The 14,125-nt window shown below is 62.4% G+C and carries 12 protein-coding genes and 2 tRNA genes; 2 read left to right on the top strand and 12 right to left on the bottom strand.

All coding sequences use genetic code 11. The features are described 5' to 3' along the window. Window positions 1-14 precede the first annotated feature (14 nt). The 5 genes from rplT to LVE68_RS17665 all read right to left on the bottom strand — a co-directional run bounded on the left by rplT (window position 15) and on the right by LVE68_RS17665 (window position 3,462). The gene (rplT, locus tag LVE68_RS17685) at window positions 15-374 is read right to left on the bottom strand and encodes a 50S ribosomal protein L20 (protein WP_073271297.1); all 360 of its coding nucleotides are present in this window, start codon (window positions 372-374) and stop codon (window positions 15-17) included. 36 nt (window positions 375-410) lie between these two features. Beyond that, on the bottom strand, window positions 411-605 hold the full coding sequence (rpmI, locus tag LVE68_RS17680; RefSeq protein ID WP_091508623.1) for a 50S ribosomal protein L35: 195 nt from the start codon (window positions 603-605) through the stop codon (window positions 411-413). A gap of 138 nt (window positions 606-743) precedes the next feature. Further along, complete coding sequence (gene infC / locus LVE68_RS17675; RefSeq protein WP_233006741.1) at window positions 744-1,283, bottom strand: translation initiation factor IF-3; 540 nt, start codon at window positions 1,281-1,283, stop codon at window positions 744-746. Between the two features lie 27 nt (window positions 1,284-1,310). Continuing rightward, on the bottom strand, window positions 1,311-3,251 hold the full coding sequence (thrS, locus tag LVE68_RS17670) for a threonine--tRNA ligase (RefSeq protein WP_232941765.1): 1,941 nt from the start codon (window positions 3,249-3,251) through the stop codon (window positions 1,311-1,313). 134 nt (window positions 3,252-3,385) lie between these two features. After that, window positions 3,386-3,462, bottom strand: a tRNA-Val gene (locus tag LVE68_RS17665). Between the two features lie 232 nt (window positions 3,463-3,694). Here LVE68_RS17665 and LVE68_RS17660 point away from each other — a divergent pair. Continuing rightward, the gene (locus tag LVE68_RS17660) at window positions 3,695-4,738 is read left to right on the top strand and encodes a DMT family transporter (RefSeq protein ID WP_232941763.1); all 1,044 of its coding nucleotides are present in this window, start codon (window positions 3,695-3,697) and stop codon (window positions 4,736-4,738) included. A gap of 14 nt (window positions 4,739-4,752) precedes the next feature. Here LVE68_RS17660 and uvrB read toward each other — a convergent pair whose 3' ends face one another. Next, entirely contained in the window at window positions 4,753-6,759 is a 2,007-nt protein-coding gene (gene uvrB, locus LVE68_RS17655) for an excinuclease ABC subunit UvrB (RefSeq protein WP_232941761.1), read from the bottom strand. A gap of 258 nt (window positions 6,760-7,017) precedes the next feature. On the opposite strand from uvrB, the gene LVE68_RS17650 reads away from it, so the two are divergent. Continuing rightward, a tRNA-Asn gene (locus LVE68_RS17650) sits at window positions 7,018-7,093 on the top strand. A 634-nt stretch (window positions 7,094-7,727) separates the two neighbouring features. Here the strand turns inward: LVE68_RS17650 and LVE68_RS17645 are convergent. From LVE68_RS17645 to lapB, 6 genes are all read right to left on the bottom strand, one after another. Beyond that, complete coding sequence (locus tag LVE68_RS17645; RefSeq protein ID WP_232941759.1) at window positions 7,728-9,677, bottom strand: polysaccharide biosynthesis protein; 1,950 nt, start codon at window positions 9,675-9,677, stop codon at window positions 7,728-7,730. Window positions 9,678-9,792: 115 nt separating this feature from the next. Continuing rightward, window positions 9,793-10,683 carry an MraY family glycosyltransferase gene (locus tag LVE68_RS17640; RefSeq protein ID WP_232941758.1) on the bottom strand — a complete coding sequence of 297 codons (891 nt, stop codon included), beginning with the start codon at window positions 10,681-10,683 and terminating at the stop codon, window positions 9,793-9,795. Continuing rightward, complete coding sequence (locus tag LVE68_RS17635; RefSeq protein ID WP_232941757.1) at window positions 10,680-11,627, bottom strand: NAD-dependent epimerase/dehydratase family protein; 948 nt, start codon at window positions 11,625-11,627, stop codon at window positions 10,680-10,682. The genes LVE68_RS17640 and LVE68_RS17635 overlap by 4 nt, the downstream gene beginning before the upstream one ends. A 95-nt stretch (window positions 11,628-11,722) precedes the next feature. After that, window positions 11,723-12,043, bottom strand: coding sequence for a ComEA family DNA-binding protein (locus LVE68_RS17630; RefSeq protein WP_232941756.1), 321 nt, complete (start codon window positions 12,041-12,043; stop codon window positions 11,723-11,725). A 123-nt stretch (window positions 12,044-12,166) separates the two neighbouring features. Beyond that, window positions 12,167-12,871: an orotidine-5'-phosphate decarboxylase gene (pyrF, locus tag LVE68_RS17625; protein WP_232941755.1), complete on the bottom strand. Its 705-nt coding sequence runs from the start codon at window positions 12,869-12,871 to the stop codon at window positions 12,167-12,169. A gap of 63 nt (window positions 12,872-12,934) precedes the next feature. Next, window positions 12,935-14,125 (bottom strand): lipopolysaccharide assembly protein LapB, encoded by a 1,191-nt coding sequence (lapB, locus tag LVE68_RS17620; protein WP_232941754.1) that lies wholly within the window; start codon window positions 14,123-14,125, stop codon window positions 12,935-12,937.

Here is a 14,125-nt window from a genome sequence, read left to right as displayed (position 1 = left end):
TTCAAAGACGCTACTTAAGCTGCCAGGGCTGCCTTGGCTTTTTCCACTACGGCAGCAAAAGCGGCTTTGTCGTATACAGCCAGGTCGGCCAGGACACGACGGTCCAGGGCGATGTCAGCCTTTTTCAGGCCGGCAATCAGGCGGCTGTAGCTCAGGCCCTCGGAACGGGACTGGGCGTTGATACGAGTGATCCACAGGGCGCGGAAGTTACGCTTCTTGACACGACGGTCACGGTAAGCGTACTGGCCGGCCTTGATCACCGCCTGCTTGGCTACGCGGAATACGCGCGAACGCGCACCGTAGTAACCCTTGGCCTGCTTCAGAATTTTCTTGTGACGACGACGCGCCTCTACACCACGTTTAACACGGGCCATAACTCTATCCTCTTAAACCTGTTAGCGATGGGCCAATTACTTGGCGCGCAGCATACGATCGACCAGGGTGGCATCAGACTTGTTCATAGTCGTGGTGCCGCGCAGCTGACGCTTACGCTTGGTGGTCATCTTGGTGAGGATGTGGCTCTTGTTGGCGTGCTTGTGCTTGTAGCCCGCAGCCGTCTTCTTGAAGCGCTTGGCGGCGCCACTATGGGTCTTTGCTTTCGGCATTTTGTACTCCAAAAGTAATTGTGCCTGCGAACAGGCTTAACGTAGAACCGCCGGCGAGCCGGCGGCGTTGCGGGAGTGAGGAGGCAGCCGTCGCCCAATCACTTCCCGAGAGGAGGCCCGGCGGTTACCCGCCGCGACTCACTTCTTCTTTTTGCTCGGTGCGATGACCATGATCATCTGGCGGCCTTCCATCTTCGGCCGCTGCTCAACCGTGCCCAGCTCCTCGAGGTCTTTCTCGATGCGCTGCATCATTTCCATCCCCAGCTCCTGGTGGGCCATCTCGCGGCCGCGGAAGCGCAGGGAAATCTTCGCCTTGTCCCCCGCTTCCAGGAAGCGGGTCAGGTTGCGCAGCTTGATCTGGTAGTCCCCGATATCGGTACCGGGGCGGAACTTCATCTCTTTGATCTGCTGCTGCTTCTGTTTCTTCTTGGCAGCATTTTTGGCCTTCTTGGCTTCAAAAATGTGCTTACCGTAGTCCATGATCTTACAGACTATCGGATCGGAGTCCGGCGCAATTTCAACGAGATCCAGATTGGCCTGCTGAGCTTTCTCCAGCGCTTCCTCGAGGGTGACAATGCCAACCTGCTCGCCGTCGGCGCCGATCAGGCGTACCTGTGATGCCTCAATCTGATCATTAATGCGGGCCTTCTTGGACCGTCCCTTGTTGTCTCGTTTAATAGCTATCGTCTCCAGTTACCAAAGAAATCAGTGCTCAGAACCTTCGCCCTCAATAGAGGTACGGCCGCGGCGGTTCACGTCCTGCTCGAGGATCTCCAGGAATGACTCGAAAGTCATGGTTCCCAGGTCCTCGCCGCTGCGCGTCCGCACTGCGACCGTCTGGTTCTCTACTTCCTTATCGCCGATCACCAGCAGATAAGGAACGCGCTGTAATGTGTGCTCGCGGATTTTAAAACCGATCTTCTCGTTTCTCAAGTCGGCGACCGCACGGTAGTTCAGGGCACCAAGGTGCTGCTCCAGGTCACGGCAGTAATCGGCCTGGCGATCGGTGATATTCATCACCGCCACCTGCTGGGGTGCCAGCCAGGTGGGGAAGGCCCCCTCGTAGTGCTCGATCAGGATACCGATAAAGCGCTCGAAGGACCCCAGGGTGGCGCGGTGCAGCATCACCGGGGTCTGGCGGGAACCGTCTTCCGCCACATACTGGGCGTCCAGGCGGCCCGGCATGGAGAAGTCTACCTGGATAGTGCCGCACTGCCATACCCGGCCCAGGCAATCCTTCAGGGAGAACTCGATCTTGGGCCCGTAGAAGGCGCCCTCGCCCGGCAGCTCTTCCCAGGGCAGGCCGGCCTCGTCCAGCGCCTGCGCCAGGGCCTTCTCGGCCTTGTCCCAGCTCTCGTCAGAGCCCACGCGCTGCTCCGGGCGGGTCGAGAGGCGGTAAATCACCTCCTCGAAGCCGAAATCCCGGTACACGGAGTGCAGCAGGTCCATGAAATCGGACACTTCTGACTGGATCTGGTCCTCGGTACAGAAGATATGGCCATCGTCCTGGACGAAGCCGCGCACCCGCATCAGGCCGTGCAGGGAGCCGGACGGCTCGCTGCGGTGGCAGGAGCCGAACTCCGCCAGGCGCAGTGGCAGGTCGCGGTAGCTGCGCAGGCCCTGGTTGAACACCTGCACGTGGCAGGGGCAGTTCATCGGCTTGATGGCGAACTGGCGCTCCTCGCTGGTGAGCGAGAACATGTCGTCACCGAACTTGTCCGCGTGGCCGGACTTCTCCCACAGGCTGAAGTCCACCAGCTGCGGGGTCTTGATCTCTTTGTAGCCCACCTTGCGCTGGCGCTGGCGCATGTACTGCTCAACGGTGCTGTAGATGGTCCAGCCGTTCGGGTGCCAGAACACCATGCCCGGTGCCTCTTCCTGAATATGGAAGAGATCGAACTTCTTCGCCAGCTTGCGGTGGTCGCGCTTCTCGGCTTCCTCGATGCGGTGCAGGTAGGCCTTGAGGTCTTTCTTGTTGCCCCAGGCGGTACCGTAGACGCGAGTCAGCATCTCGTTGCTGGCGTCACCACGCCAGTAGGCACCGGCCACCTTGGTCAGCTTGAAGGCCTTGAGCTTGCCGGTGGACGGCACGTGCGGCCCGCGGCACAGGTCTTCGAAGTCGCCCTGGCGGTAAAGGGAGATATCCTCGTCGGTGGGGATATCGGCAATAATCTGCGCCTTGTACTCCTCGCCGATTTCGCGGAAGTGCTTCACCGCCTCGTCGCGGGGCATCAGGCGACGGCTGACCGGGATATCTTCCCTGGCCAGCTCCTCCATGCGCTTCTCGATCTTCTCCAGGTCTTCCGGCGTAAACTGGCGCTCGTAGGCGAAATCGTAGTAGAAGCCGTCCTCGATCACCGGGCCGATAGTGACCTGGGCGCCCGGGTACAGCTGCTTGACCGCCTGGGCCAGCAGGTGCGCGGTGGAGTGGCGGATGATCTCCAGCCCTTCCGGCTGGCGATCGGTCACAATGGCCAGCTGGGTATCGTGGTGGATCACATAACTGGTATCCACCTCTTTGCCATCGACAACACCGGCGAGCGCGGCCTTGGCCAGGCCGGGACCGATATCGGCGGCAACATCGTGTACGGAAACCGGGTCAGAGAATACGCGATGGGAACCATCGGGAAGAGTGACAACAGGCATTGTACGTCCTTCTATCAGTGGCGATCCCTACGAAAGACCGCGTGATTACCTGCCCGTCGGCTGTCTGCCTTGCGGGCAGTTGGCCCTGTCTGTGGGCCAGGGAAACCCGGCGCCTCGGCGCCGGGAAGAGAATCTGGTAGACCCGAGCAGATTTGAACTGCTGACCTCTGCCATGTCAAGGCAGCGCTCTAACCAACTGAGCTACGGGTCTGGAGGCTTGCTAACGGGGGGTGCCCGCTGCAGAGGACGCGAACTTTAGCACCACGGTTTGGGCTTTTCAACACACTTATGCCAGAAATTTATTACGCCAGCTGGCGCGCGATTCAGCAAACGGTTCCCGCTACCGGGCTGCGGGAAATACCCACCGCATGGCCACTTACTGTAGCTGCATGCACATCACCTGTAGCATGTCCGGCCCGATCCAACCCCGCAAGGAAACCGCCGTGCCGGCCAGACCAGCCACAGGACCCAACCTGCTCGACAACGGCTATGCCCTCGCCCTCCTGGCCGCGGCACTGTTTTCGATCAAGGCCATCTTTATCAAGCTGGCCTACCGCCACGGCGTGGACGTGGAAACTTTTATCCTGCTGCGCATGCTGCTGGCCCTGCCCTTTTACCTGGCGATCCTGGCCAGCCTGCGCACCCGCGGGCAGTGGCAGCCAGTGCCCGGGCACACCCTGGCGCTGACCATCGCCCTGGGCATCTGCGCCTATTACATGGCGAGCTTCCTGGACCTGCAGGGGTTGCGCTACATCAGCGCCAACTTCGAGCGCCTGATCATCTACCTGTACCCCACCATGGTGCTGGTACTGGGCTGGTGGGTGCTGGGCAAGCCGGTCGAACCGCGCCAGCTGCTGTGCATTCTCGGCGCCTACGCCGGCATCCTGTTGATTTACTGGCAGGATCAGCAGTTTTCCACCGGCGAGGCCGTGCCGGGCTGGACCGGCCTGGGCGCCACCAGCTGGGGCGCGCTGCTGACCCTGGGCGCGGCTTTCTGCTTTGCGCTCTATGTGACTTTCAGCGAGGCACCGATCCGCAGGCTCGGCAGCCGGCAGTTCACCGCCCTGGCCATGCTGGCGGCCAGTGGCGCCATCGCCATTCATTTCCTGGTACAGGGGAGCTGGGACAGGCTGGCACAACCGTGGCAGGTATACGGCTACGCCCTGGCGGTGGCTTTCCTGTGCACGGTGATACCGTCGCTGATGATGAGCGCCGCCATCGAGCGCATCGGCTCGGCCAGTACCGGCGCCATCGGCAGTTCCGGGCCGGTGGTCACCCTGGTCGCGGCCGCCTGGGTGCTGGGGGAACCTTTCTCACTCATGCACCTGCTGGGCATGGCGATCATTATCGGCAGCCTGCTGTTGTTGAAATCCCGCAGCGGCAGCAGCCCGGCAAGCGCCGGGGCGAGGCAAAAGGCCACTGCAGGTAGTGCGGCCGGGGAAAATAAACCGGAAGGCGGGAACCCGGGACGCGGGAGCGCCGGCTAGCGCTCCCGCCCGGATCAACCGGCCTCTTTCAGGGCAGTGATCTCGTCGCGCAGCCGCGCGGCGGACTCGAACTCCAGGTTCTTGGCGTGCTGGTACATCTGCTCTTCCAGCTCCTCGATCTTTGCCCACTTCTCCTTGTCGGACAGCGGCTCGGGCCCGGCCTTGTACTTGCCCTTGCCTTCGGCCACCTTGCGCCGCCCCCTGGGCACACCGGGGGCGATGGCGCCTTCCATGATATCGGCGACACTCTTGCGGATACCCTGGGGCGTGATGCCGTGCTCCGCGTTGTGGGCGAGCTGCCTCTCGCGGCGGCGCTCGGTCTCGTCCAGCGCGCGCTGCATCGAGTCGGTGACCTTGTCGGCATAGAGGATCGCCCTGCCCTGCAGGTTCCGGGCGGCGCGACCAATGGTCTGGATCAGGGAGCGGTCGGAACGCAGGAAGCCCTCCTTGTCCGCATCGAAAATCGCCACCAGCGACACCTCGGGCATATCCAGGCCTTCCCGCAGCAGGTTGATGCCCACCAGCACATCGAACTCACCAATACGCAGGTCGCGAATAATCTCCACCCGCTCCACGGTGTCGATATCCGAGTGCAGGTAGCGCACCCGCACGCCGTTCTCGCTCAGGTATTCGGTCAGGTCCTCGGCCATGCGCTTGGTCAGCACGGTAATCAGCACCCGCTGCTCCGCCTCGGCGCAACGGCGGATCTCGGAAAGGCAGTCGTCCACCTGGGTCGATGCCGGCCGCACCTCCACCACCGGGTCCACCAGGCCGGTGGGGCGCACCACCTGCTCCACCACCGCCTGCGCATGCTCCGCCTCGTAGGGCCCGGGCGTGGCCGAGACGAATACGGTCTGCGGCGCCAGGTGCTCCCACTCCTCAAATTTCAGCGGCCGGTTATCGAGCGCCGACGGCAGGCGGAAGCCGTACTCCACCAGTGTTTCCTTGCGCGAGCGGTCGCCCCGGTACATGCCGCCGATCTGCGGCACGGTGACATGGCTTTCGTCGATAAACAGCAGGGCATCGTGCGGCAGGTAGTCGAACAGCGTGGGCGGCGGCTGGCCGGAATCGCGCCCGGACAGGTAGCGGGAATAGTTCTCGACGCCGTTGCAGTAGCCCAGTTCCTGCATCATCTCCAGGTCGTACTTGGTGCGTTGCTCCAGGCGCTGGGCCTCGAGCAGCTTGTCGTTGTCCCGCAGCTGCTTGAGGCGCACCCGCAGCTCTTCCTTGATCTGGTCGATGGCGCTGACAATGGTTTCCCTGGGCGTCACATAGTGGGACTTGGGGAAGATGGTGATACGCGGGACCTTCTTGAACACTTCCCCGGTCAGCGGATCGAACAGCGTGATCTCCTCGATCTCCTCGTCGAACAGGGACAGGCGCACCGCCTCCAGGTCCGAGTCCGCGGGGTAGATATCGATCACGTCACCCCGCACCCGGTAGGTGGCGCGGCGGAAGTCGGTGTCATTGCGGGTGTACTGCAGCTCCGCCAGCCGGCGCAGGATGGTGCGCTGGTCCACTAGGTCGCCCCGGTCCAGGTGCAGCACCATCTTCAGGTACTTGTCCGGGTCACCCAGGCCGTAGATGGCCGATACCGTTGCCACCACGATCACATCCCGGCGCTCGATCAGTGCCTTGGTGGCGGACAGCCGCATCTGCTCGATATGCTCGTTGACCGAGGCATCCTTCTCGATAAAGGTGTCGGAGGACGGCACATAGGCTTCCGGCTGGTAGTAGTCGTAGTAGGAGACGAAGTACTCCACCGCGTTCTTGGGGAAGAACTCCTTGAACTCGCCATACAGCTGCGCCGCCAGGGTCTTGTTGTGGGCCATCACGATGGCGGGACGCTGCAGGCGCTCGACGATGTTGGCCATGGTGAATGTCTTACCGGACCCGGTCACACCCAGCAGGGTCTGGTGGCTGAGACCGTCGCCGATGCCCTCCACCAGGCTGTCGATAGCGACCGGCTGGTCCCCCGCGGGCTCGTATTTAGAAACAACCTGAAACGGACGCGATTCCATAAACTACTTCGCCTGAACCTTGTTAAAGCAATCCCGGATTGTAGGCCGAGCCACTCGCCGGCCACAAATCCCCACGCCAGGATCTACGATGATGGTCGAACTGAGCGCCTGACCACCATCCTGCCGTGTTTTTGTACAATCCGGTGTCAAAATTAAAATACTGGTAAATCAATAAGTTAAAGTGCAAAAAAGGGGTTGACCTACCCGGGGGGCGTCTATACTATACGCGCCATCTGAACGGCACAGCCGACAAGATATTCCGCCTTAGCTCAGTTGGTAGAGCAATTGACTGTTAATCAATGGGTCGCTGGTTCGAGCCCAGCAGGCGGAGCCAAATACGAGAAAGGCCCCTCAGCGAGAGTTGAGGGGCCTTTCTCGTATTTGGCCTTCAAGTATGCGCTGGGCGAGAAGAGCCCAGTTGGGTGAGGCAAGTGTTTGCGACGGACACGTCGCACGCAGCCGAACGACGCCAATCTATGATTGGCGGCCGGAGGAGCCAAAAATAGACAGCGGCCCCTCAACGAGAGTTGAGGGGCCTTTTTACTATTTGGCCTTCAACTATCTGCTGGGCGAGAAGAGCCCAGTTGGGTGAGGCAAGCGTTGGCGACGGACACGTCGCACGCAGCCGAACGCCGCCAATCTGTGATTGGTGGCCGGAGGAGCCCGATACGCCCCCGGGCGCACACAAGGTGCGCCCCTACAAGCGGCACCAGGGAAGAAAGGGTTTACAAGATTACGGCAGGGCCCGACTTGTAGGGCGCATTGAGCACTGCGAAATGCACCGCACCCGGAACCCGCGCGATGCGCTGCGTTCACTGCACCCTACCCGCCTGCAGCGCAGCCCCAGATTCACCGTAGGGGCGCACCTCGTGTGCTCCCGCCAGGGGCCTGGGGACCAATAAAAAACCCTCCCGGTTCCCACCGGGAGGCTTTAGTAAATCCTGGAAGCTGACTGTGGGCAACCCGCCCTATTTCACCGCCTCACCACTGACCGGCAGCAACTTCACCTCGGCACCCTTCGTTACCGGCGCCTCGCCCTGCTGCCTGGACCAGACCACATCCACCATGCTGTGCCTCGGGTTGTAATCCCGGACCGCGCGCTGCAGCAGCTGATGAACCTCGGTGCAGTCATAGCGGTTGCAGGCATCGCGCATATCGGCGATCAGTGCCTGCAACTGCTCGCTGTCGAGGCGCTCCTCTTCAGCCCGCATGATCATGGGGTGGTCGGTGCCGGACACGCTGTCACCCAGCAGCAATTCCTCATAGAGTTTCTCGCCCGGGCGCAGGCCGGTGATCTGGATCTCGATATCACCTTCCGTGTTTTCCTCATCCCGCACGGTATGTCCCATGATCTGGATCAGGCGGCGGGCCAGGTCGTAGATGCGCACCGGCTCACCCATATCGAGCACGAATACATCGCCATTGCGCCCCATACTCCCGGCCTGCAGGACCAGCTGCGCGGCCTCGGGAATGGTCATGAAATAGCGCGTTACCTTGGGATGGGTGACCGTCACCGGCCCGCCGGCATTGATCTGGTCGGTAAACAGCGGGATGACCGAGCCGGAAGAGCCCAGCACGTTACCGAACCGGACCATACAGATACGTGTCCTGCTGAAGCGACGGCCAAAATCCTGGCAGATCAGTTCCGCCAGCCGCTTGGTGGCCCCCATCACATTGGTGGGCCGCACGGCCTTGTCGGTGGACACCAGTACGAACTGCTCCACACCGCAAGCCTCCGCCGCCTCAAGCACCGACAGGGTCCCCAGCACGTTGTTGTCCGTGCCCAGAACCACGTTCTGCTCAACCAGCGGGACATGCTTGTAGGCCGCCGCGTGGTAGATGGTCTGGACGGAAAAGCTGTCGATGATCTCGGCCATGCGGCCGCGGTCGCGCACATCACCCAGCAGGGCCGTAACCATGATCGGGTCGCCCTCGTCCTGCTGTTGCTGGTAGAGCTCGCGCTCGATCTGGTAGAGCGAATACTCGGAGTTCTCCAGCATGACCAGGTGCGCGGGCCGCCAGTGGGCGATCTGCCGGCACAATTCCGAGCCAATCGAGCCACCGGCTCCGGTTACCAGCACCACCTTGCCACTGATCGAGGAGGCGATCAGCGAACTCTCCGGCTCCACCGGTGCGCGCCCCAGCACGTTCTCGTAAATCTGCGACAGGTCGGAACTGCGGCCGGCGCCATCAACCAGCTCCTCGAGGCCCGGGATCACCTTGACCACCAGCCCGCGCTCACGCAGCGCCCGGGTGATCTCGCGACGGCGGCGCTTGGGCACGCCGGGCATGGCCAGCAGCACTTCGGAGATATCGCGCTCCGCTACCACATCGAGGATATTCGCCGGGTTATAGACCAGTACGCCGTCGATCAGCGTCTTCTGCTTGGAGGCATTATCGTCAAAGAATGCCACTGGCTTGTAAATTTCGCCGTGGACCAGTGCCTTGTACAGCTGCAGACCGGCAGTGCCCGCACCATAAATGGCCACGCGGGTTTTATGGATCTCCATCGCCATCTGGTAGTAGACACGCACCAGCCAGCGGGACCCACCCACGGCAATCAGGGCGAAACACCAGTAAATCACCGGTACCGAGCGCGGCACACCGGCATAAGTCAGGTAGGAAGCAACCGCCAGTACTACCGCGGAGGCCGTCACCCCCTGCAGCACGGCCACCAGCGCCTGCTGGCCCATATAGCGGATAACGGTACGGTAGAGCCCAAGCCGCAGGAAAATGAAACTGCTCGATGCCAGGGTCAGCCCGAGGCAGATCAGCATCTCACTCTCAAGCGCCCACCCCACCCCATTCAGGCGGATCGACATGGCTGCCATGAAAGCAACACTGAGCATCAGCAGGTCGTGCAGAAGCATCAACGCCGGCTTGTAATTTTTCTGGACCGATCGCAATAAACGCTTCACAGGTCTTTCAGCTCCAAGCTTTCCCCATTATCCCGGCAGCAGCCGGGTCCTTTCATTCTTTTTAAACTGTCCTGCCGTCACCGTGGCATAGCCACAGTTCGCCCCCTGTGCGGGCCTATGCCAACCCCAGCGCCGCCATGGCCAGGGCCACTACTGCCATGGCAATCATGGCGGCCACCTGGCGGTGGAGGGTTTTGCGGACCCCAATCCGCAGGGCACTGCGCTGGTAGCGGTGCTCACGGTGCGCCTCCCACCAACGCTGGCCATTGAGCATCCGCCGGGCCAGCGTAAGCGTGGCATCCACCCAGAAGGGGGCAAAAACCACGATCGGCACCAGCAGGCCGAAAGTACCGCGCTGCCAACCGAACAGCGACACCGCCACGGCAGCGAGGCCGAAACAGGTGGAACCGGCGTCCCCCAGGAAAATCGTTGCCGGTGGCCAGTTAAAGCGCAGGAATACCAGCGCCGTGACCAGGATGATCCCGCAGAGGCCCGCGAGCCCCCAGTCGGCGCGCCAGGCACAAAGCAGGCCCAGGCAGCCAAAACCGATGGCGGCCATACTGCCGGCCAGCCCATCAATCCCATCCATAAAGTTGTAGAGGTTCACCATCCACACCCCTGCCAGCAGCAGGAGTGGGTACCACCACCAGGCCAGTGGTGCAGGTAAAGAGAGCAATATCAGTGCCACGGCAGCCACATGCACCGGCAGGCGAATTGCCGCGGAGACATGGCGGAAGTCGTCGATCACCGAAATCAGCAACAGCCCCCCGAAGGCAGCGGCAACCAGTGGTGACAGTGCCACGGGAGACACACCAATCGCCAGCGCGCACCCCACCAGCAATGCCCAGCCGCCGGTCCGCGGTACCGGGGCCTCGTGCATCGAGCGGTGATTGGGCACATCCATGGCAAGCCGCGTGGCTCCTGACAGCATCAACGTCGTCACCGCGTAACTGGCCACTGCAGCCAGGGCCAGCGGCAGCCACCACTCCGCCATCCACTCTGTCACAGGTTACCTCGCAAATACTGGCTATATCGTCGCTCCGCCTTCCAGGCCAGTGCCCGGCGCAGGCGCGCCGCACTATAGAGCTCACTGGCATCCAGCTCAAGCAGGGCACGCACCTGCGGCAATGCACGCAGCGGCCTGAGCGGCCCCAGTACCAGCCGGGTGAGGCTCTCGCTGCCGCTGGTCCTCACGCCACAGTCGGACAGGATGCCCGCCAGGTCATAAAAGCGCGGCTCGGCGGCAATAAAGACCTGGCCGCGGCAATGGCTGGCTCCCGCCACCATCACGATGGCATTCACCAGATCCGGCAGGCTGACAAAGCTGCGCCGTCCACTGGCCGGGACCACCGGCAGGAACCGGCCCAGGCGACGCACCAGGGCCCGCAGGCGACCGGCGCGGCGGGGACTACCTGCCGCGCCCTCACTGACACTTTCTCCGTAGACAGCCGCCGGCCGGATAATGTTCACCCGGCAAGCCGCCGCAAAACTGAGCAACTGCCGCTCGCCATCCCACTTGCTGCGGCCGTAGGCGTCACCTGCCGGCTCCCCCGCGCCCTCATCTGCCAGCACGCCCCGGGGCGGCCGCATGGCCTTGACGCTGGAGAGGTAGGTAAACGACTCTGCTCCCCGGGCATCGGCGGCCTGCAGCAGGATGAGCGGGCAATCGCTGTTGAGCCAGCGCGCCAGGCCTGGCTGGCGCTCGCACTGGCGGCGATCCGCCAGGCCCGCGGCGTAAATGACCCGGTCGCCGGGCTGAAACACAAAACCCGGGTCAGTGCCCGGGCTCAGGGAAATGGATTGATGGGTGTAGAGGGCATTGCCCGCACAGCAGGGGTTTCCTTGCGGCGCGCGGGAGACGGACACCACCGGCAGCCCTGATTCGGCCAGCTGGTGGCAGAGTGCCGCACCGATATAACCGGTGCCCCCGATAATGACCCAACGACTCATTTAGTTACTTCGTTTAATTGTTGTTCACTCGAACTGCGGGCCACCTTAGTCGAAAAGTTCTGACTTAAACACCGACAGCTACCGCAAAAGCGAATTCAGAGCGTAATTTTGTCGCGATTCTTATCAAGAGTCGCCGTGCCGATCCCCTTTATCTCCAGCAGCTGCTCCACCGAGGTAAAAGGACCGTTTTCCTCCCGGTACTTGATGATCATTTCTGCACGTACCGGGCCAACGCCCTCCAGCACCGCGGCGATATCTTCCGCTGTGGACTGGTTGATGTTGATTGTGCTCGCCGCCATCGCGGCCACATCGGCCTCTTTATCGCCGGCCACCTCGTCTGCGACGGCATAGCTCGAGCCGTAGACCAGGACAAATACTGCAAAAAGTGCGAGCAACGGGATACGGATCAGTTTCATATCGTGCCTCCAAGCGTTTATTGGTCTCCTTGACGCCGGGACTGCCTTTGACTCCGGACACGCCAGACTCTACCAGCTCTCCCGGTAACTTTGGGGGCAACCTGATTACACGCGCTTACACGGTTATTGAATTTCCTTGAGTATTGCTTTAAGGGCTTCGAGTGGTTGTTCGGCAGCGGTAATCGGCCGGCCGATTACCAGGTAGTCGGAGCCACCATCGAGGGCGTCGCGGGGGGTGACGATTCGACGCTGGTCGCCGGCAGCGGCACCACTGGGGCGAATGCCCGGGGTCACCAGCGCAAACTCTTTTCCGCAGAGCTTCTTCAAGGCCCCGGCCTCACGGGCCGAACACACGACGCCGTCCAGGCCGCTCTCCTGCGCCAGCTTCGCCAGTGCCTCAACCTGTTCCTGCAGCGGTCGCTCGACACCGATCTCCGGCAGCTCTTCCGGGGCGGTGCTGGTAAGGACTGTCACCCCGATCAGCAGTGGCCGCTTCTCTCCCAGCGGGGCGATGGCCTCCATGGCGGCCCGCATCATACGGCTGCCACCGCTGGCATGGACATTGACCATCCAGACACCCAGGTCGGCGGCCGCGCGCACTGCACCGGCTACCGTGTTGGGGATATCGTGGAATTTGAGATCGAGGAAGACTTCAAAGCCGCGCCCCACCAGCGCCCGCACCAGTTCCGGTCCCGCTGCCGTGAACAGCTCTTTCCCCACCTTGACCCGGCACAGGCCCGGATCCAGCTGGTCCGCCATGGCCAGGGCCTGGTCGGCGTTGTTGTAGTCGAGAGCGACGATAACGGGAGAAGAAACCTGGGATTGCAATGTCTTACCTCTGAAAAGAAAGCTGCGTTGCGGCGCATTATAAAACGATCACTGGCGGCTGCCCTACTCCCCCTCTACCCCTTTCACCGAGCGCACCGTGTCCCAGTGCTTGCAGCTGGGGCACAGCCAGTGCAGCTGGTTGCCGGAAAAACCACAGTTATTGCAGCGATAGTGGGGGCGGGAGGCAATCAGCTGGTCAATCAGGGTCTTGAGCAGGGAGAGGTTCTCCCGCGCGCGCCCCTCGGTGCTGTCGATATGCAGGTCCAGGAAGTGCCCCAGCCCCCGCAGGGAGGGACGCTCGGCCAGCTGGCGCCCCATGAATTCCGCCGCTTCTGCCTCACTCTTCTGGCGCTCGATGCGCTCTGTCAGCTTGATCAGTACGCTGTTGGTGGGGTGCTCCCGCAGCAACTGCTCCAGGTAGCGGTCGAGCCCGGCCTCGTCGCCCAGGGACTCGTAGCAGGTGGTCAGCAGGTCGAGGATCTCGGGCACATAGTCGGGATTCTGCCGCGGGATCCTCTGCAGGGCCTTGATGGCCTCTTCCGGGCGCCCCAGCAGGTACTCAAGTCGCGCCCACAGCAGGTTGCCGCGGGCCGAGCTGCGGTCGTAACCCAGTGCCGCATCGATATGCTTGCGGGCACTCAGGTAATCCTTGCCGTTGATGGCATCCTCGGCCAGCTCGCAACAGAAGTGAGCCTGGATGGAGGCCCAGTCTTCCGGCATCCGCTTGAAACGGCGACCGTGCAGCAGGTTCACCGCGTGGATCGCCTTGGCCCATTCACGCTCGTCCCGGTAGACCTCCACCAGGTGCTCAAGGCTGGTATTGCGGAGATCCGGCGAGGACTCCACCAGCTCCTGCAGCAGGCGCTCGGCCCGGTCGAGCCAGCCGGCGGCAATATAGTCCCGGGCCAGCTCCAGCTGTGCCCGGTGCTGGCTGCTACGGGCCAGGCTGGGACGCGCCAGCAGGTTCTGGTGCACGCGGATGGCCTGGTCGTGCTCGCCGCGCTTGCGCAGCAGGTTGCCCAGGGCGAGGTGGGTATCGAAGGTGGTGCTGCTCACCTCGAGCGAATCGATAAACTTGTCGATGGCGTCGCCGTGCTGCTCGCTCAGCAGGTAGTTCAGGCCCTGCACATAGGTGCGCGCAAGCGCCTGCTGCTGGTCGCTGCAGTCCGCCTTTTTTCTCAGGCTCCTGCGCCCCAGCAGCCAGCCAATCGCGATGGCAGCGAGCAGGAAAAAGAAAAAGGTGAGATCGGCCAA

Origin of the sequence: Microbulbifer sp. YPW16 (assembly GCF_021290385.1) — a bacterium.
GTDB lineage: Bacteria > Pseudomonadota > Gammaproteobacteria > Pseudomonadales > Cellvibrionaceae > Microbulbifer > Microbulbifer zhoushanensis.
This window is presented reverse-complemented; position numbering and strand designations above follow the sequence as displayed.